The organism is Sphingobium sp. SG1 (genome assembly GCF_057063145.1).
The window spans coordinates 362,772-380,082 of record NZ_JBVVOJ010000004.1 but is presented as its reverse complement, the minus strand read 5'-3'; the positions used below and the strand labels follow the sequence as shown (position 1 = coordinate 380,082).

Annotated in this window: 11 protein-coding genes; 6 read left to right on the top strand and 5 right to left on the bottom strand. The window is 65.1% G+C overall.

Annotation, left to right across the window (positions count from 1 at the left end):
- The first annotated feature begins 6 nt into the window (after nt 1-6).
- From AC0KVN_RS12325 to AC0KVN_RS12305, 5 genes are all read left to right on the top strand, one after another.
- A complete protein-coding gene (locus tag AC0KVN_RS12325; RefSeq protein WP_483656136.1) occupies nt 7-813 on the top strand; it encodes an SGNH/GDSL hydrolase family protein in 807 nt (268 codons plus the stop codon).
- Nucleotides 813-2,438 carry an alpha-L-fucosidase gene (locus AC0KVN_RS12320; protein WP_017500715.1) on the top strand — a complete coding sequence of 542 codons (1,626 nt, stop codon included), beginning with the start codon at nt 813-815 and terminating at the stop codon, nt 2,436-2,438. Before AC0KVN_RS12325 ends, AC0KVN_RS12320 begins: the two co-directional genes overlap by 1 nt.
- Nucleotides 2,439-2,461: 23 nt before the next feature.
- Nucleotides 2,462-4,798, top strand: a complete 2,337-nt coding sequence (locus tag AC0KVN_RS12315; RefSeq protein WP_435568033.1) for a glycoside hydrolase family 31 protein — start codon at nt 2,462-2,464, stop codon at nt 4,796-4,798.
- Nucleotides 4,799-4,811: 13 nt separating this feature from the next.
- On the top strand, nt 4,812-6,275 hold the full coding sequence (locus AC0KVN_RS12310) for a GH1 family beta-glucosidase (RefSeq protein WP_435568034.1): 1,464 nt from the start codon (nt 4,812-4,814) through the stop codon (nt 6,273-6,275).
- A 156-nt stretch (nt 6,276-6,431) separates the two neighbouring features.
- Nucleotides 6,432-8,108 carry a M28 family metallopeptidase gene (locus tag AC0KVN_RS12305; RefSeq protein ID WP_435568035.1) on the top strand — a complete coding sequence of 559 codons (1,677 nt, stop codon included), beginning with the start codon at nt 6,432-6,434 and terminating at the stop codon, nt 8,106-8,108.
- Nucleotides 8,109-8,147: 39 nt separating this feature from the next.
- Here the strand turns inward: AC0KVN_RS12305 and AC0KVN_RS12300 are convergent, their stop codons facing one another.
- Nucleotides 8,148-8,609 (bottom strand): Lrp/AsnC family transcriptional regulator, encoded by a 462-nt coding sequence (locus AC0KVN_RS12300; protein WP_004208390.1) that lies wholly within the window; start codon nt 8,607-8,609, stop codon nt 8,148-8,150.
- A 124-nt stretch (nt 8,610-8,733) separates the two neighbouring features.
- On the opposite strand from AC0KVN_RS12300, the gene AC0KVN_RS12295 reads away from it, so the two are divergent.
- Complete coding sequence (locus tag AC0KVN_RS12295; RefSeq protein WP_010338936.1) at nt 8,734-9,786, top strand: Leu/Phe/Val dehydrogenase; 1,053 nt, start codon at nt 8,734-8,736, stop codon at nt 9,784-9,786.
- A 127-nt stretch (nt 9,787-9,913) separates the two neighbouring features.
- Here the strand turns inward: AC0KVN_RS12295 and AC0KVN_RS12290 are convergent, their stop codons facing one another.
- The 4 genes from AC0KVN_RS12290 to AC0KVN_RS12275 all read right to left on the bottom strand — a co-directional run bounded on the left by AC0KVN_RS12290 (nt 9,914) and on the right by AC0KVN_RS12275 (nt 17,160).
- The gene (locus AC0KVN_RS12290; protein WP_435568042.1) at nt 9,914-11,419 is read right to left on the bottom strand and encodes an MFS transporter; all 1,506 of its coding nucleotides are present in this window, start codon (nt 11,417-11,419) and stop codon (nt 9,914-9,916) included.
- Nucleotides 11,420-11,670: 251 nt separating this feature from the next.
- A complete protein-coding gene (locus AC0KVN_RS12285; RefSeq protein WP_435568036.1) occupies nt 11,671-13,728 on the bottom strand; it encodes a glycoside hydrolase family 97 protein in 2,058 nt (685 codons plus the stop codon).
- A 10-nt stretch (nt 13,729-13,738) separates the two neighbouring features.
- Nucleotides 13,739-15,340: an alpha-glucosidase gene (locus AC0KVN_RS12280; RefSeq protein WP_435568037.1), complete on the bottom strand. Its 1,602-nt coding sequence runs from the start codon at nt 15,338-15,340 to the stop codon at nt 13,739-13,741.
- Nucleotides 15,337-17,160 carry an alpha-amylase family glycosyl hydrolase gene (locus AC0KVN_RS12275; RefSeq protein ID WP_435568038.1) on the bottom strand — a complete coding sequence of 608 codons (1,824 nt, stop codon included), beginning with the start codon at nt 17,158-17,160 and terminating at the stop codon, nt 15,337-15,339. The genes AC0KVN_RS12280 and AC0KVN_RS12275 overlap by 4 nt, the downstream gene beginning before the upstream one ends.
- Between the last annotated feature and the right edge of the window lie 151 nt (nt 17,161-17,311).

The window sequence follows — 17,311 nt, the reverse complement described above, 5'->3', positions numbered from 1 at the left end:
ACGACGATGCTGCGTTTCACCGCCCCCCTTCTCGCCGCTGCCTGCGCAATGGCGCTGGCCATGCCGGCCCTCGCCGAAACCAAGGTGCCGGGCGATCCGCATGCCGATGATCCGGTCGGCATCGTCGCCGATCCCTGCCCCACCCATGAAAAGCCAAGCGATGAGGCCGGCTGGAAGCTGTGGAACCTGCACATGCTGACCCGCGATTTCGGGCAGCTCTGTCGCTATGCCGCCGCCAACAAGGCGGTCGAAGGCCAGAAGGTGCGGGTCGTCTTCATGGGCGATTCCATCACCGACAACTGGATCAACCTGGACCCGACCATGTTCCAGAACGGGCTGGTCGATCGCGGCATCAGCGGCCAGACGACGCAGCAGATGCTGGTGCACTTCCGCAATGACGTGATCGCGCTGAAGCCGCAGGCGGTCCACATCATGGCGATGACCAACGACATCGCCGGCAATACCGGCGCGGCGACGATGGAAACGGTGCTGGGCAATATCCAGACCATGGCCGACCTTGCCCGTGCCCATGGCATCAAGGTCATCATCGCCTCCGTCCCGCCCGCCGCCGCCTTCCCCTGGAGTCCCGGCATGACGCCCGCACCGCAGGTCGCCGCGATCAACAAGTGGCTGGCCGACTATGCCCGCGCCAATGGCTTCACCTTCGTCGATTATCACAAGGCGATGGCGCAGCCCGATGGCGCGATGAAGCCGGGCCTGTCGAGCGATGGCGTCCATCCGACCAGGGAAGGCTATGCCATCATGCGTCCGCTGGCCGAGGCCGCGATCGCCAAAGCGCTCGGAGAGAAATGATGCAGGATTTCGGACGCCGTTCCTTCCTGGCGGGCGCGGCTGCGCTGGGCCTGGCCAATGCCGCCCGCGCGGCCAGCCCTATGGGCACCGCCAAGGGCCCGGTGCAGGCAAGCTGGCCCTCGCTGGTCGACAATTACCGCTATCCCGACTGGTTCCGCGACGCGAAGCTGGGCATGTGGTCGCACTGGGGTCCGCAATCGGTGCCGGCGCAGGGCGACTGGTATGGCCGCTTCATGTATATGCAGGGCCACCCGATGTACGAACATCACCTCAAGACCTACGGCCATCCGTCGGTCGCGGGGATGAAAGACATCCAGAATCTCTGGACCGCCGACAAGTGGGATCCCGATGCGCTGATGGCCAAATATCAGAAGGCCGGCGCCAAATATTTCATGGCGCTGGCCTGCCATCACGACAATCTCGATTGCTATGACAGCCGCTATCATGCCTGGAACAGCCTGCGCGTCGGGCCGAAGAAGGACATCGTCGGCATCTGGGAAAAGGCCGCGCGCAAGGCCGGCCTGAAATTCGGCGTGTCGAACCATGCCGCCCATGCCTGGCACTGGTATCAGCCCGCCTATGGCTATGATCCGGTCGGCCCGCAGAAGGGCGTGCGCTACGACGCGTTTCGGCTGCGCAAGGAAGACGGCAAGGGCCAATGGTGGGACGGGCTCGACCCCCGCGAACTCTATACCGGCGGCCATGCCGTGCTGCCCGACGGCATCGACACGATCGAGGCGATGGACAAGTGGCACGACGCGAATAACGGCCAGTGGATCGAGACCGGGCCGAAGGATGATCCGGCCTATGTCACCCGCTGGCTGCTGCGCCAGACCGACCTGGTCGCGAAATACAAGCCCGACATGGTCTATATGGACGATCATGAACTGCCCTTCGGACCCGTAGGGCTGGAAGCGGCGGCGGACTATTATAACCGGTCGATCGAATGGCACGGCAAGATCGACGTGGTCATGACCGGCAAGCAGCTCAAGCCCTATGCCCGGTTCGGCATCGTCCAGGATGTCGAGCGCGGCTATACCGACCATATCTGGGACGAGCCGTGGCAGACCGACACCTGCATCGGCGACTGGTTCTACAATATCGCCCGGCTGACCGACAAAAGCTACAAGAGCGCCGAGCAGGTGATCCAGCGGCTGGCCGATGTCGTGTCGAAGAACGGCAATCTGATGCTGTCCATTCCGCAGCCCGGCGACGGCTCCATCGACAGCGAGGCCGAGAAGATACTGGACGCGATGGCCGGATGGATGGTGCATGGCGGCGAGGCGATCTTCGGTTCGCGGCCGTGGAAGCGCTATGGCGAAGGGCCGACCCAGGCGATCGTGGGCATGCAGAATGAGGAGAAGGCCAAGCCCTTCACCGCGCAGGACATCCGCTTCACCACCAACAAGGGCGCGCTCTATGCGCTGTTCCTGGGCAAGCCCGCCGGATCTACGACCATCCGCTCACTGGCGCGCGGCCAAGGGACTGGCACAATCGAGCGGGTGACGCTGCTCGGCGGCGGCCAGCTTGCCTTCCGTCAGGATGGCGCGGGCCTCCACTTCACCATGCCGCACGGCATCGATTTCGTCCCCGCCGTCCGCATCGACGGCCGGGGTCTGGTTTAATGCAAGTACAGGGAATGACTGGGATGATCGCAAAGGGCTTCAAGGCAAGACTGGCGGGGATCGCATTGGGTGCATCCTGCATCGCCATCGCCGCACCGGCGCTGGCCGCACCGATGGCGCTGCTGGACCGCAATGGCAGCCGGGTCGCGATCGAACCCTATGCCCCCAATATCGTGCGCGTCACCATCGCGATGGATCCCGACCTGGCGCAGGCCGCACCGGGCGAAGGCCCCAATGCCAAGGCCGATGCCACCGGCTGGACCCATAGCAGCGACGCGACCGGCGACATCTTCACCTCCTCGGCGATCTCGCTGACCATCGATGCCCAGCCCTGGCCCGGCGCGCCGACCCAGATGCAGCGCTATTTCGCCCCGGCCCTGCCGCCTGTCAGCCTGTCGGTGAAGGATGCCAGCGGCACCGTCCTCACCAAGATGACCGGCTGGGAAATGGCGCCCGTGACCGTCAATGGCGAGAAGACCTTCAAGGTCGGCGCCAGCTTCGACGCGCCGCTGGACGAGCATTATTACGGCCTGGGCCAGAACCAGGAAGGCTATATGGATCTGCGCGGCAAGCAGATCGACTGTTCGCACAGCTATGACGCGCCGGCCGGCGAGACCGTCTGCGTCCCCTTCCTGGTCACCAACAAGGGCTATGGCATCGTCTGGGACAATCCGGCGCGCACTTTGGTGTGGCCGGGCCTGCACAATTCGACCCGTTTCCAGAGCCAGGTCGGCGAACGCGTGTCCTTCTTCGTCATCACCGGCAAGACCACCGATGACCTCTATGCCGGCTATGCCAAGCTGACCGGCGCGACGCCGCTGCCGCCCAAGGCCGGTTTCGGCCTGATCCAGAGCAAGGCGCGCTACGAGAGCCAGAAGGAACTGCTCGACGTCGCCAATGGCTATCGCCAGCGCAATCTGCCGCTCGATATCATGGTGCTCGACTGGTTCTACTGGACCCGCATGGGCCAGCTCGACATCGACCGCACCTATTATCCCGACCCCAAGGGGATGAATGACCAGCTCAACGCCATGGGCATGCGGTCGATCATCAGCGTGTGGCCGCGGTTCGAGCGCGAAGGCCGCTATTTCGAGTTCCTCAAGTCCAAGGGCTGGTTCCTGAAGGACAAGGACGGCAATCCGGTCGACGGCCTGCCGATGCGGTCCGACCGGGCCGGCGCGCTGATCGACAGCACCAATCCGCAAGCGCGGGAATGGTTCTGGGGCAAGCTGCGCGACAATATCGCGAGCCAGGGCTTCGACTGGTTCTGGCTGGACGAGACCGAGCCCGATCTGGTGCCGGACGGCTATTTCTACTCGATCGGTTCGGGCGACCGCTATCATAACCTGTTCCCGCTGGTGCATACGTCGGGCGTGGCCGAAGGCTCGGAGCGCGACCGCCCCAATTTCCGCAACATGATCCTGGCGCGCGCCGCCTATCTGGGCTCGCAGCGCAATGGCGGCCTGTTCTGGTCGTCGGACATCAAGTCGACCTGGGAAGCGCTCGACCGGCAGGTGCCCGCCGGCCTGAACTTCACCGCGTCGGGCCTGGCTTATTGGGGTAGCGACATTGGCGGCTGGCAGTGGCCGAGCGGCCCCAAGGCGCAGCATCCGGTGCTGCTCGATCCGGCCGGCATGACGGCGGCGGGTGCGGATTATACCGATTATCCCGAACTGTTCGTGCGCTGGTTCCAATATAGCGTGTTCACGCCGACGCTGCGCATCCATGGCCAGCGCCCGGACACGGAATTGTGGACCTATGGCAAGGCGGCCGAGCCGATCCTGGCCGACTGGCTGCGCCTGCGCTACACGCTGATCCCCTATATCTATGCGCTGGGCCGCCACACCTATGACACCGGCGCGCCGTTCATGCGCGGCCTGTTCATGGACTTCCCGAACGATCCCAAGGTGTCGGACATCGGCGACCAATATATGTTCGGCCCCGCCTTCCTGGTCGCCCCGGTGACCAAGCAGGGCCAGACCACGCGGTCGGTCTATCTGCCCGCCGGCACCGCCTGGTATGATTATTGGACCAACCAGAAATATGAGGGCGGCCAGACGATCGAGGTGGATGCCCCGATCAACCGCATGCCGCTGTTCGTGAAGGCCGGTTCGATCGTGCCGATGGGCGTGCAGGTGAAGAGCACGGCCGAGAAGCAGGCCCTGGAAAGCATCCGGGTTTATCCGGGTGCCGACGCGCGCTTCACCCTTTATGACGATGACGGCAAGACCAATGATTATCGCAAGGGCGGCATGAAGGCCGAACTGGTCTGGGACGACAAGGCAAAGACGCTGACGAGCAAGACGAAGCTGCCCACCGGCCAGGCCATCAGCGGCCTGGTGCAGATCGTCGGTCAATAAGGAGACAAAGAAGATGACGGGTATCAATCGCCGCGAACTGGGCCTGGGCCTGGGTGCCGCCGCGCTGGGCGCGGGCCTGGCCGGCAGCAGCAGTGCGAACGCGCAGGCCGCAGCAGCCGCCGCCGGCGCGCCGCAGGGCAGCCTCGCCTTCCCCTCCGACTTCCTGTGGGGCTGCGCCACCGCCGCCTATCAGATCGAGGGCGCCGTGAACGCCGATGGTCGTGGTCAGACCAACTGGGACGTGTTTTCGCACACGCCGGGCAAGGTCGCCAATGGCGACACCGGCGACATCGCCTGCGACAGCTATAACCGCTATCAGGACGATATCGACCTGCTGAAGGCGCTGGGCGTCAAGGCCTATCGCTTCTCGATCGCCTGGTCGCGCATCTTCCCCAATGGCCGGGGCAAGCCCAATGCCAAGGGGCTGGACTATTATAACCGTCTGGTCGACGGGCTGCTGGCGGCGGGCATCACCCCGCATGTCACCATGTTCCACTGGGATCTGCCCCATGCCCTGCCGGGCGGCTGGCAGAATCGCGACACCAGCTACGCCTTTGCCGATTATGCCGGCTATACCGCCGGCAAGCTGGGCGACCGCGTCAATCACTTCATGACGGTCAACGAACTGCGCTGCTTCACCGACCTCAGCTACATGACCGGTGGCAAGGCGCCGGGCCTGAAGCTGCCGATGAAGGAGGTGAACCAGGTGCGCCACCATGGCGTGCTGGCCCATGGCCTGGGCGTACAGGCGATCCGCGCCGCGACCAAGTCGGGCACGCAGGTCGGCATTGCCGACAATCCCAACATCTATGTCCCCGCGATCGAGACGCCCGAGCATATCGAGGCGGTGAAGAAGGCCGTGCGCGAGGAGAACGCCATGTTCCTGACCGCGATCATGGAAGGCCGCTACATCGACAGCTACCTGACCGCGCAGGGCAAGGACGCCCCGGTGGTCAAGGATGGCGACATGAAGCTGATCGGCGCGCCGCTCGATTTCCTGTCGGTCAATGTCTATACCGGCAACACCGTCCGCGCAGACGAAACCGCGCCCTCGGGCTACAAGATCCTGCCCCATCCGGGTCAGGCGCCGCGCATGCCCTCGCCCTGGCTCTATGTCACGCCGGAGGTCATCTATTGGGGGATGCGCGCCATCAGCGAGAACTGGAAGCCCAAGGGCCTCTACATCTCCGAAAATGGCTGCTCGGCCGACGACAAGGTGGCCGAAGACGGCAAGGTCTATGACACCGACCGCGTCATGTATCTGCGCAATTACCTGACCCACCTGCAGCGCGCGACCCGCGAGGGCATTCCGGTGAAGGGCTATTTCGTCTGGAGCCTGATGGACAATTTCGAGTGGGAGGATGGCTATACCAAGCTGTTCGGCATCCACCATGTCGACTTCAAGACCCAGAAGCGCACGCCCAAGCTGAGCGCAGACTGGTATCGCGAACTGGTGCGCACCAACAAGCTGGTGTGACCCGAGCGCCGCCGCCGTCCCCTTGCGGATGGCGGCGGCGATCGCCCCTAAAATTCCACGCCATATCGACATATGGCGTCGCATGGGCATTATCCCTTCGCATTGCCGGCCGCTGACTCGCGCCGCGCAATATCCAAGAGAGATAAGGAGTTACCCATGACGATGTCGCCGCTGTCCCGTGCCTACCGCGCCGCCTGGCGGACGCTGGCCTGTGCCGGGCTGCTGTCCGCTTCCGCCCTGGCCGTGGCGGCCACGACCGCGCCGCAGTTCGACGTCGCGCGCATCGTCAACGACATCAAGATCCTGGCCAGCGACGAGTTTGAAGGCCGTGGCCCGGCGACCCGCGCCGAAACCAAGACGATCGACTATATCGCCAAGCAGATGGCGGCGGCCGGACTGAAGCCCGCCGGCGACAAGGGCACTTGGTTCCAGGACGTGCCGCTGCGCATGTCGAACATCACCGGCACGCCCAGCCTGTCGATGACCGTGGGCGGCGCGGCCCAGCCGCTGACCCAGGGCACGGAAATCGCCGTGCGCGCGGCCGAGACCGGCCAGTCGGCGGTCAAGTTCGCGAACCTGCCGCTGGTCTTCGTTGGCTATGGCGTGAAGGCGCCGGAACGCGGCTGGGACGATTTCAAGGGCGTGGACCTCAAGGGCAAGATCATGGTCGTGCTGGTCAACGACCCCGATTTCGAGGGCGGCGAAGGCGATTTCGGCGGCAAGCTGATGACCTATTATGGCCGCTGGACCTACAAGTACGAAGAAGCCGCGCGCCAGGGCGCGGCCGGCGTGCTGGTGGTGCATGAAAGCGAGCCGGCCTCCTATGGCTGGGCGACGGTCAAGAACAGCAACACCAACACCATGTTCGACATCGTCCGCGCCGATCCCAAGAGCGCGCACACCCAGATGGAGGGCTGGATCCAGAAGGATCTGGCCGCCAAGCTGCTGGCCGCATCGGGCGTCGATTTCGAAGCGGCCAAGGCGGCTGCGCGCAAGAAGGACTTCAAGCCCATAACGCTCAAGGCGACAATGAGCGCCGACTATGCGGTGAAGTCTGAAATCATCACCTCGCACAATGTCGCGGGCATCCTGCCGGGCAGCAAATATCCCGACGAGACCGTCATCTATTCGGCGCACTGGGATCATCTGGGCATCGGCGCGCCGGACGCGAAGGGCGACACCATCTATAATGGCGCGCGCGACAATGCGTCGGGCACCGCCGCCCTGCTGGAACTGGCCCGCGCCTATGCCAAGGGGCCCAAGCCCGAGCGCAGCGTGCTGTTCCTGGCGGTGACGGCCGAGGAAAAGGGCCTGCTGGGGTCGGAATATTATGCCGACAATCCGCTGCGCCCGCTGGCGACCACGGCCGGCGTCGTCAACATGGACGGCCCCTTCGCCGCCGAGAAAACCGTGAACTTCTCCATCTCCGGCGCGGCGAAACTGGACCTCTTGACCCTGCTGACGCAGGAAGGCGAGAAGCTGGGCCGCCATTATACGCCGGATGCGCGCCCCGAAGCGGGCAGCTTCTACCGCTCCGACCATTTCCCGATGGCCAAGCGCGGCGTGCCCGCCATCTCGTTCAATCCGGGCCGCGAACTGGTGAATGGCGGCGCGGCGCGCGGCAAGGAACTGGGCGATATCTATACCCGCGATCGCTATCACCAGCCGGCCGACCAGTATGACGACAGCTGGAACACCAGCAGCTGGGAGGGCGACATGACCCTGCTCTACAATGTCGGTCGCCGCGTCGCTGACGGCCATGACTGGCCCAACTGGTCGAGCGACAGCGAATTCCGCGCGGCCCGCGACGCCAGCCAGGCACAGCGCAAGTAAGATGTGAGGCGTGGCGGCCGGTGCCTACCGGCCGCCATGTCATATCGGCAGTTCGTGGGTCGACTTGATTTCGGACAGGGCGACGGTCGAGTTGATTTCCTGGACGCCGGGCAGCTTGCTCAGCCGTTCGAAGAAGAAGCGTTCATAGGCCTCGATATCCTTGGCCACGATGCGCAGCATGAAATCCATCGTGCCCAGCAGCACGAACGCCTCCAGCACTTCGGGAAAGCCGCCGATCGCGGCGCTGAATTCGTCCAGATTCGCGCGGCCATGGGCGTTGAGCTTTACCTGGGCGAAGACCTGGGCATTGAGGCCGACCTTGCGCCGGTCGAGCAAGGCCACCCGCTTGCGGATCAGCCCTTCCTTTTCCAGCCGGTCGATGCGGCGCCAGCAGGGCGACGGGGTCAGCCCGACCTTGTCCGCGATCTCCGCCGTGGTCTGGCTGGCATCACGCTGCAATTCGCGGAGAATCTTCCGCTCGAAATGGTCGAGTTCGATCATATTCTCCTACATATCGCCGATGAAGGGATAATTCATCCTCATATTGGCGATAACGGGCTTCAAATCAGGCAAGATTCTTCTCTGGCGACCAGCGATAAGGCGGCATCATCCCGAGGAGAAGAATATGGTTTCCCGCCCTGCCCGCCTGAACCCGCCGATGCAGTCGGTGCGGCTGCTTGATCCCGCCAGCGGGCTGGACGGCGTGATTGCCATCCACAGCACCGCGATCGGGCCGGGTGCCGGCGGCTGCCGCTTCTGGCATTATGCCGATATCGGCGCGGCGCTGGACGATGCCTGCCGCCTGGCCGAGGGCATGAGCTACAAGAATGCCATGGCCGGCCTGCCCTTCGGCGGCGCCAAGGCGGTGTTGCGCCGGCCCGAAGGCGAGTTCGACCGGGTCGCGCTGTTCCAGGCGTTCGGCCGCGCGGTCGAGGAGCTGGGTGGCACCTATGTCACGGCCGAGGATGTCGGCACCAGCGTCGCCGACATGCAGGCGGTGGCCAGCCAGACCCGCCATGTTGCCGGGCTGGACGTAGCCGAGGGCGCGGCCGGCGGCGATCCGTCGCCTTGGACCGCGCTGGGCGTGTTCGAGGCGATGCAGGCAGCGGCCCGCCAGTCGCTGGGCGCCGAACTGTCCGACCTGACGGTCGCGGTGCAGGGCACCGGCAATGTCGGCGCGGCGCTGTGCCGTCGCCTGGCCGATGCCGGCGCCCGACTGGTGATCGCCGACATCGATCCGCGCCGCCGCAACACGCTGGCCGCCGTACTGAACGCGAATGTGGTGGACGTGGCCGACATCGCCGCGGTCGAGGCGGACATCTTTGCCCCCTGCGCCCTGGGCGGCGCGCTCGATCCGCAGAGCGTGGCGGCGATGCAGGCGCGCCTGGTCTGCGGCGCGGCCAACAACCAGCTGGCGACGCCCGATGTGGCGGAGCTGCTGCGGACGCGCGGCATCGTCTATGTGCCCGACTATGTCGCCAATGCCGGCGGCATCATCAGCGTATCGGCCGAATATCTGGGCGAAGACCGCGCCAGCGTCGCCGCCCGCGTCGACCAGATCGGCGGCCGGGTCGCCCAGATACTTGACCAGGCCAAGCGCGAGGAGCGCTCCCCCGCGCTGGTCGCCGACGAAATGGCCGAGGCCATCATCGGCGAGGCCGAACGCCAGGCGGCGTAATCGCAAGCCGCAGTGATGCTGCGCATCAGCGGCTTGAAACGCTCAGACGCCGCGCGGGCTTGATCAAGGCGTGATGCGGAAAACCCATCACGCCCTGATAGTCCCCCCCTCCCCTCTGCGCTGTCGGTCAGTCCCGGCAGCGCAGGGTCGCGAGCGCCGCCAGCAGCATGACGGCGCCGGCAAAGGCCATGGTCCAGATCGGTTCGGTCGGGAAGAAATGGCGCATGATCGTGCCCATCACCGTCGCCACCAGCAATTGCGGGATGACGACGAAGGCGTTGAACAGCCCCATATAGATGCCGAGCTTGGTCTGCGGCACGCTGGAGGCGAGCATCGCATAGGGCATGGCGAGGGTCGAGGCCCAGGCGACGCCGATCGCCACTTCCGACAATAGCAGCGCCTGTGCATCGCGCAGGACCAGGAAGGACAGGAAGCCGAGCGCGCCGAGCGTCAGCGCCAGCGCATGGGTTTGGGCCTGGCCGATGCGGCGGGCGAGCGGCTGGAGCAGGAAGGGCGCGGCGAAGGCGGCCACCCCATTATAGGTGGCGAACAGGATGCCGACCCAATTGCCCCCTTCATTATAGGCGGCGCTGGTCGGATCGGCCGATCCGAAGACATATTGGGCGACCACCGGCGTGGTGTAGATCCACATGATGAACAGCGCCGACCAGGTGAAGAACTGGACCAGCGCCAGCTTCTTCATCATCGCCGGCATGGTCGCGAAATTGCCGACCACATGGCTGAGCAGATTATCGGTCCGGCCCTGCGCATGAAGGCCCCGCGCAACGATGCGGGCGATGCCATAGGCCGCGAGCAGCCCGCCCAGCAGATAGAGTTCCTTTTCCAGCGCCCAGCCCCAGACGGCGGCGATGATGGCGAGGCCAGCCACGATCCAGAGCGGACCACCGGCGGGGACCGGCGGCGCTTCCGCTTGCCTTGCCGCGTCGCTGGCCTGGGCAAAGCGGACCATCTGCTCGGGCGAATATTCGCGGGTCGTGAGCACGGTCCAGAGCACGGCGAGGAACAGCGCGGCGCCGCCGATATAGAAGCTGACCCGCACCGTGTCGGGGATCATGCCGGCGGGTGCGACGTTGGAGACGCCCATCTGGTCGAGCAGCCAGGGGGTGGAGGAGCCGATCACCGCGCCGGTGCCGATGAAGGCGGTCTGGATCGCATAGCCGGCCATATGCTGTTCCTTCGCCAGCATGTCGCCGACAAAGGCGCGGAACGGCTCCATCGAGACGTTGAGCGAGGCGTCGAGAATCCAGAGCATCAACGCGGCGGCCATCAGGCCGGGCGCATTGGGCATGCCGAACAAAGCGAGCGCCGCGAACAGCGCACCCGCGAAGAAATAGGGCCGGCGGCGGCCGAGGCGGCACCAGGTGCGATCGCTATAATGGCCGATCACCGGCTGGACCAGCAGGCCGGTCAACGGCGCGGCGATCCACAGCAAGGCGAGATTGTCGAGATTTTCCCCCAGCGACTGGAAGATGCGCGACATGTTGGCGTTTTGCAGCGCGAAGCCGATCTGGATGCCGAAGAAGCCGAAGCTGATATTCCACAGCCCCCAGAAGCCCTGGCGCGGCCGACCGTCGGACGTCGTCGCGCCCGTTTCCAGCCCCATCTCATTCATTCCGGCCATCCCCATCCTTCGCCTTAACTTCGCACATTTCCCGCACATTTTGACATTAAGTTGCGAGCGCCTGATCCTATCGGAAAGTCTGCCTTGTGCCGGGCCTTTGCAATCCGCAGCATAGAGGAGCGCCTTCCTGTAGGACAGGCCATAGCCGCCTCGTCATTGCGAACCCGGCGATAGCCGGGTGAAGCAATCCACTGGATTGCCGCGGGCCTGCGGCCCTCGCAATGACGAGGTTCACTGGACTGTCACCGCTTGCGCTTGCCGCCGCTGGCGACGAAGCGGATCGCCTGGCCGCCGCCGGGGGCCAGGTCGAGGCTGAGGACATCGCCTTTCTTCACCGGCTTCTTTTCGATCACGATCGCGTGGCGTGCTTCGGTGCGATAGTCGGCGCCGGGGCCGTCGCGGTAGATTTCGGCGGTGTAGCTGCGGCCGGCATCGAGGAAGTCGAGCGTGACCTTGCTGGAGCGCGCCTGTTCATCGCCGACCGCGCCCAGATACCAGTCGTCGCTGCCCTTCGCCTTGCGCGCGATGGTGACATAGTCGCCGACCTCGCCATTCAGGGCGCGGGTGTCGGACCAGTCGGTCGACACATCCTTGATGAACTGGAATGGGCCGGGATATTTGGCGTAATTTTCCGGCGTGTCGGCCGCCATCACCACCGGCGAATAGAGGACGACATAGAGGGCGAGCTGCTTGGCGATAGTCGAGTGGATGGTGCTGCCTTCCGAACCCGACAGGCTGAGCACGCCCGGCGTGAAGTCCATCGGACCGCCCAGCAGCTGGGTGAAGACCAGGTTCGCCTCATGCTCGGGCGGGTTCTTGCCACCGACCCAGGCATTATATTCCATGCCCCGGCCGCCTTCGCGCGCGACCCAATTCGGATAAGTGCGGCGCAGGCCGGTATCCTTGACTGGTTCATGGCTGTCGATGCTGACATGATATTTGGCGGCGGTCTGCACGACGCGCAGATAATGGTTCACCATCCACTGGCCTTCATGCCATTCGCGATGCTTTGCGCCATCGGCGTCGACCCGCTCGATCTGGCCAGCATCGGTGACATAGCCGGTCTTCACCACCTGCTCGCCATGGTCGGCCGCCCATTTGAAGGCGGTGTCGAGCTGGCCGTCATAATGGCTGGCCGATCCGCCGGTTTCATGATGGCCGATCAGGGTGACGCCCTTGGACCTGGCATAGGCGGCAAGGCCATCGGCATCGAAATCCTCGGTCGGCTGCGAGAAGTTCATCTCATTGCCATTGCCGAACCAGTTGCCGTCCCAGCCGACATTCCAGCCCTCGACTAGCACGGCGGGGATGCCGCTGGCGGCGGCGAAATCGATATAGCGGCGGACATTGGCGGTGGTGGCGCCATGTTTGGGGCCGCGCGCCCAGCTCCATTCGCCCTTGATCATGTTCCACCAGACGCCGACGAACTTGCCCGGCTTGATCCAGCTTGAAACGTCGCCAAGCTTGTTGGGCTCGTTCAAGTTCAGGATCATGTGATTCATGTAGAGGCCGGCGGCATCGTCGGCGACGGCGATGGTGCGCCAGGGGGTGGAGAAGCCGGCGTCGCGCGACACCTTGGGCGCGCCCGCCCCCGGCGTCAGATCGGCGCGGAACGTATTGCCCTCGGCGCGGGCGAGATTCATGCCGGCATAATCGACCAGCGCGGCTTCATGCAGGGCGACATGGGTGCCGTCGGCCAGCTTGACCGTCATCACCGTCTGGGCGGTGCCGACCGCGTCGAGCGGGGTGCGGTTGTAGAGATATTCCTCGCGGTTCCACTCATAAGCGGGCTTCCACCAGGCGGTCCCCCCTTGCGCGAAGGCGAACTGGGTCAGTTCCTCGGCAATGTTGGCGTGATGGAGATTGGCCTGGTCGGGCAGGCTGTAGCGGAAGGCGACGCCATCATCGAACAGGCGGAAGGTCACATCCATCTCGCGCTGGAGATCGCCCTTCTCGCGGAAGACCAGCTTCAACTCATTATGATGGTCGCGGATCGTGGTCCATTCGCCCCAGGGCTGGGTCCAGCTGGTGTCGCTGCTCGCCTGCTTGCTGTCGGCCAGCGTCAGGTTGCGCTCGATCTTGGGCGCATCGGTGAACATGAAACCGAGGCGGCTGTCGGCGATCAGCGGCTTGCCATTGCGCTGGACGGCATAGCTGGGGCGCCCCTCGCCATCGAGGCTGATGGTGAGGGTGATATGGCCGTCGGGCGAAGCGGCCCTGGCCACCACATCGGCGCGCGCGGCGGTGGGCGCGAGCGCCAGGGCGATGAGAGGCAAGGTGAGCGCGGTCAGTCGCGTCATGGGAACGTCCTTAAACTTGGAAGGCGGCGACGAGGCCAGATGCGGGGGCGAAATTCCAGTCGGCGATGCGGCCGGTCGACAGTTCGACCTGCCAGCGGTCCGCGTCAGCCGGGCGCCAGGCGACGGGGCTGGTGCCGAGGTTGAAGACGCAGAGGCGCTGCTGCCCGCCCTGCGTCCGTTCAAAGGCGAGCAGCTCGTCCGGCGTATCGAGAAAGTTGATCGTGCCGCTGCGCAGTGCCGGGGTGGCGTTGCGCAGGGCCAGCACCTCGCGCGTCCAGTGGAGCAGCGAGGCGGGGTCGGCTTCCTGCGCGTCGACGGCGAGCGGGCGATGCGCCTCCCCCACCGGCAGCCAGGGCTTGGCATCGGAAAAACCGAGCCACGGGGCCGCGCCGGTCCAGGGCATGGGTGTGCGGGCGCCGTCGCGCGACAGGGTCAGCGGCCAGTTGGCGATCGCTTCGGGATCCTGCAGATCCTCGAACGCGATATCGACCTGCGGCAGGCCCAGTTCCTCGCCATAATAGAGGAAGATATTGCCGCGCAGGCAGGCCAGCAGCAGCATCTTCATCCGGCAATAGGCATGGGCGTCGATATCGCCGGCCCAGCGCGAGACGGCGCGCGGCGCATCATGATTTTCGAACGCCCAGCTGGGCCAGCCAATCCCCTGCTCCGCCGGCCAGCGCGACAGCGCGTCTTTCAGGAACGGCGCGGTCAATTTGGGGGCGTAGAGGAAGTCGAAGCCATAGGCGGTGTTGAGGCGGTGATCGCCCTGGGTAAAGGCCTTCATCTCCGCATCGCTGTCGTCCCCGCCGACTTCGGCGACGGTGAAGCGATCGGGATATTCGTCGAACACCGAACGCACCTTTTCCAGGAACAGCGGAATGTCCGGGTGGCTCTGGCTGTAGCGCTTGATCTGGAAATCATAGGGACGCGTGCGGATGCGGCCGTCCTCGGGCGCGGGCGGATTGTCGCGCAGTTGCGGGTCCGGCATCGAATGGTTGATCGCGTCGATGCGGAAGCCGTCGACGCCGCGATCGAGCCAGAAGCGCACGATATCCAGCACCGCCGCCTGCACCTTTCCATTGTGCAGGTTGATCTGCGGCTGCTCCTTCAGGAAATTGTGCATATAATACTGGCCGCGCCGCGCGTCCCAGGTCCAGGCCGGGCCGCCGAACACCGACTGCCAGTTGTTGGGCGGCGTGCCGTCGGGCTTGGCATCGGCCCAGACATACCAGTCGGCATGGTCGTTCTGGCGGCTGGAGCGGCTTTCGATGAACCAGGGATGTTCGTCGGAGGTATGGGCCCAGACCTGATCGACGATGATGCGCAGGCCGAGGTCATGGGCGCGGGCGATCAACGCGTCGAAATCGGCGAGCGTGCCGAAGATCGGATCGACATCGCAATAATCCGACACGTCATAGCCGAAGTCGCGCATCGGGCTCTTGAAGAAGGGCGAGAGCCAGATGGCATCGACGCCGAGCGAGGCGACATAGGGAAGATGGGCGGTGATGCCGGCCAGATCGCCGATGCCGTCGCCATTGGAGTCGGCGAAGCTGCGCGGATAGATCTGGTAGATGGTGGCGCCGCGCCACCAGGGAGTCAGTGCGTCGGTCATTGCGGATTAGCGCTCCGTACAGCGCAGACGCTGTAGCCAAGGGGAGGAAGGTCGAGGGCGAGGCTGCCGGGCGCGGACGCGCGCGGGGCACAGGCCGCGCCGGCAAGGGTGTCGAAGGCGGTGGAGGCGGTATCCACCTGAACCTGCGCCCTGATCGGCGCGGTCGATGTGTTGAAGGCGATCAGATATTCCGCGCCCGTGTCGGGATCGAAGCGGGAGACGGCGAACAGGCCGGGCTCGTCGCCGCGTGCGCGGATCGTCTCGCTGCCCCGGCGCAGCGCGGCATGGCCGGTGCGCAGGCGGGCGAGCGCCGCGATCTCGCGATAGAGCGGATGGGCGGGGTCGAAGCGCGCGGTGGCGGTGGTGGCAGTGCTGCCGAGCAGGCGATTGTCGTTATAGCTCGCCACCTGGCTGCCGAACATATCCTCGCGCGCGTCCTGATCGCCGCCATCGCCGACGAAACCCTGTTCATCGCCATAATAGATGGTCGGCACGCCGCGCAGCGTCAGCAGCATGGCGTTGGCGAGCATCACCCGGCGCAGCACCTCGTCCTCGCCCGCCTGCGGGAAGGCGCGGCGGACGAAGGTGGCGAAACGGCCGGCGTCATGATTGCTGACGAAGGTCGGCAACTGACGCGCGGTGGCGGCGCCACCCTGATAGAGGGCGTCGCCGGTCAACATCCGTTCCCAGGTTGCGGTCGCCGCCTTGCCCGCGACGGTTTCCAGCGCGGCCTGGCGGAAGGCAAAGTCGAGCACGGCGGGGAAGCCGCCTTCGCGGGTGTGCCAGGCGAGCGGGCCGGCATCGACCGTCTCGACATAGACTTCGCCGAAGACATGGAAATTGGGGATGCCGCGCGCCTTGGCCCGCGCCTGCATGGCGGGAACGAACTGCTGCCAGAAATGCGGGTCGACATGGCGGGCGGTGTCGATGCGAAAGCCGTCAATGCCGAAGCGGTCGATCCAGCCGCCGAAAATGTCGATCATGCCGGCGATCACGCGCGGATGTTCGGTCATCAGATCGTCGAGCCCGGCAAAATCGCCCATGGTCGCGCTCTCGCCCGAATAGGTCGTCTCGCCGCGATTATGATAATAGCGCACATCGTTGAGCCAGGCCGGGTGCTTCACCGCCTGCTCGCCCTTCGGCACGAAGGGGGTATAGGCATAGGCCGGGTCGGTAAGCTTGCCGAAATTGGCGGCGCCATGATCGGCGTCGCCGGCAAAGCCCGGATTGATCGCCGGGCCGGCCACGCCGCCGCGGCGCTGATAGGGATAGTCGGCGCGCGAGCGATAGGGACAGGGCTGGTCGGCGCATTCGCGATAGCGGATCACGTCGGCCGTATGGTTGGCGATGATGTCCATATAGACTTTCATCCCCCGGCCATGGGCGGCCTTCACCAGCGCGGCGAAATCCGCATCGGTGCCGAAATGCGGATCGACATGCTCGAAATCGGTGATCCAATAGCCGTGATAGCCGGCGCTTTCCTGCCCCTTGGGGCCCTGCACCGGCTTGTTGCGGAAGATCGGGCCGACCCAGATGGCGGTGGCGCCCAGCCCCTGAATATAGTCGAGCCGGCGGATCAGCCCCTGGATGTCGCCGCCATGGTAGAAGCCCTTGGACGCGGGATCATAGCCGGTCTGGAGCCGGTCGCCCTTGAGGCCGCCCTTGTCATTGGCGGGGTCGGCATTGTCGAACCGGTCGGGCAGGACGAAATAGATGACTTCATCTTCGGGCAGGCGGGCGCGGAAGCCGTCATCCTGTGCCATCGCCGGAGCGGGAAGCGCACAGAGCGCAGCCAGCAGCATTGCCGTTCGTCCGCGCATGGCCTTCATCCCTCCCATTGCCGCTTGTGCCCGATTGCCGCGGCTTGGCCCCTTCTTAGTCGGCGGGGACAGGGCGGGCCAAGGGAGCGGCATACGTATTCAGACCGGTTTCAAACCCATCTATTCCCAATGGAGACTCGCTGGCGTAGGG

Excerpts from the sequence above, each read along its gene's own strand:
- AC0KVN_RS12315 (WP_435568033.1), top strand. The coding sequence starts at position 2,462 with ATGATCGCAAAGGGCTTCAAGGCAAGACTGGCGGGGATCGCATTGGGT.
- AC0KVN_RS12275 (WP_435568038.1), bottom strand. The coding sequence starts at position 17,160 with ATGCGCGGACGAACGGCAATGCTGCTGGCTGCGCTCTGTGCGCTTCCC.
- AC0KVN_RS12285 (WP_435568036.1), bottom strand. The coding sequence starts at position 13,728 with ATGACGCGACTGACCGCGCTCACCTTGCCTCTCATCGCCCTGGCGCTC.
- AC0KVN_RS12320 (WP_017500715.1), top strand. The coding sequence starts at position 813 with ATGCAGGATTTCGGACGCCGTTCCTTCCTGGCGGGCGCGGCTGCGCTG.
- AC0KVN_RS12295 (WP_010338936.1), top strand. The coding sequence starts at position 8,734 with ATGGTTTCCCGCCCTGCCCGCCTGAACCCGCCGATGCAGTCGGTGCGG.
- AC0KVN_RS12280 (WP_435568037.1), bottom strand. The coding sequence starts at position 15,340 with ATGACCGACGCACTGACTCCCTGGTGGCGCGGCGCCACCATCTACCAG.
- AC0KVN_RS12290 (WP_435568042.1), bottom strand. The coding sequence starts at position 11,419 with ATGAATGAGATGGGGCTGGAAACGGGCGCGACGACGTCCGACGGTCGG.
- AC0KVN_RS12300 (WP_004208390.1), bottom strand. The coding sequence starts at position 8,609 with ATGATCGAACTCGACCATTTCGAGCGGAAGATTCTCCGCGAATTGCAG.
- AC0KVN_RS12305 (WP_435568035.1), top strand. The coding sequence starts at position 6,432 with ATGACGATGTCGCCGCTGTCCCGTGCCTACCGCGCCGCCTGGCGGACG.
- AC0KVN_RS12310 (WP_435568034.1), top strand. The coding sequence starts at position 4,812 with ATGACGGGTATCAATCGCCGCGAACTGGGCCTGGGCCTGGGTGCCGCC.
- AC0KVN_RS12325 (WP_483656136.1), top strand. The coding sequence starts at position 7 with ATGCTGCGTTTCACCGCCCCCCTTCTCGCCGCTGCCTGCGCAATGGCG.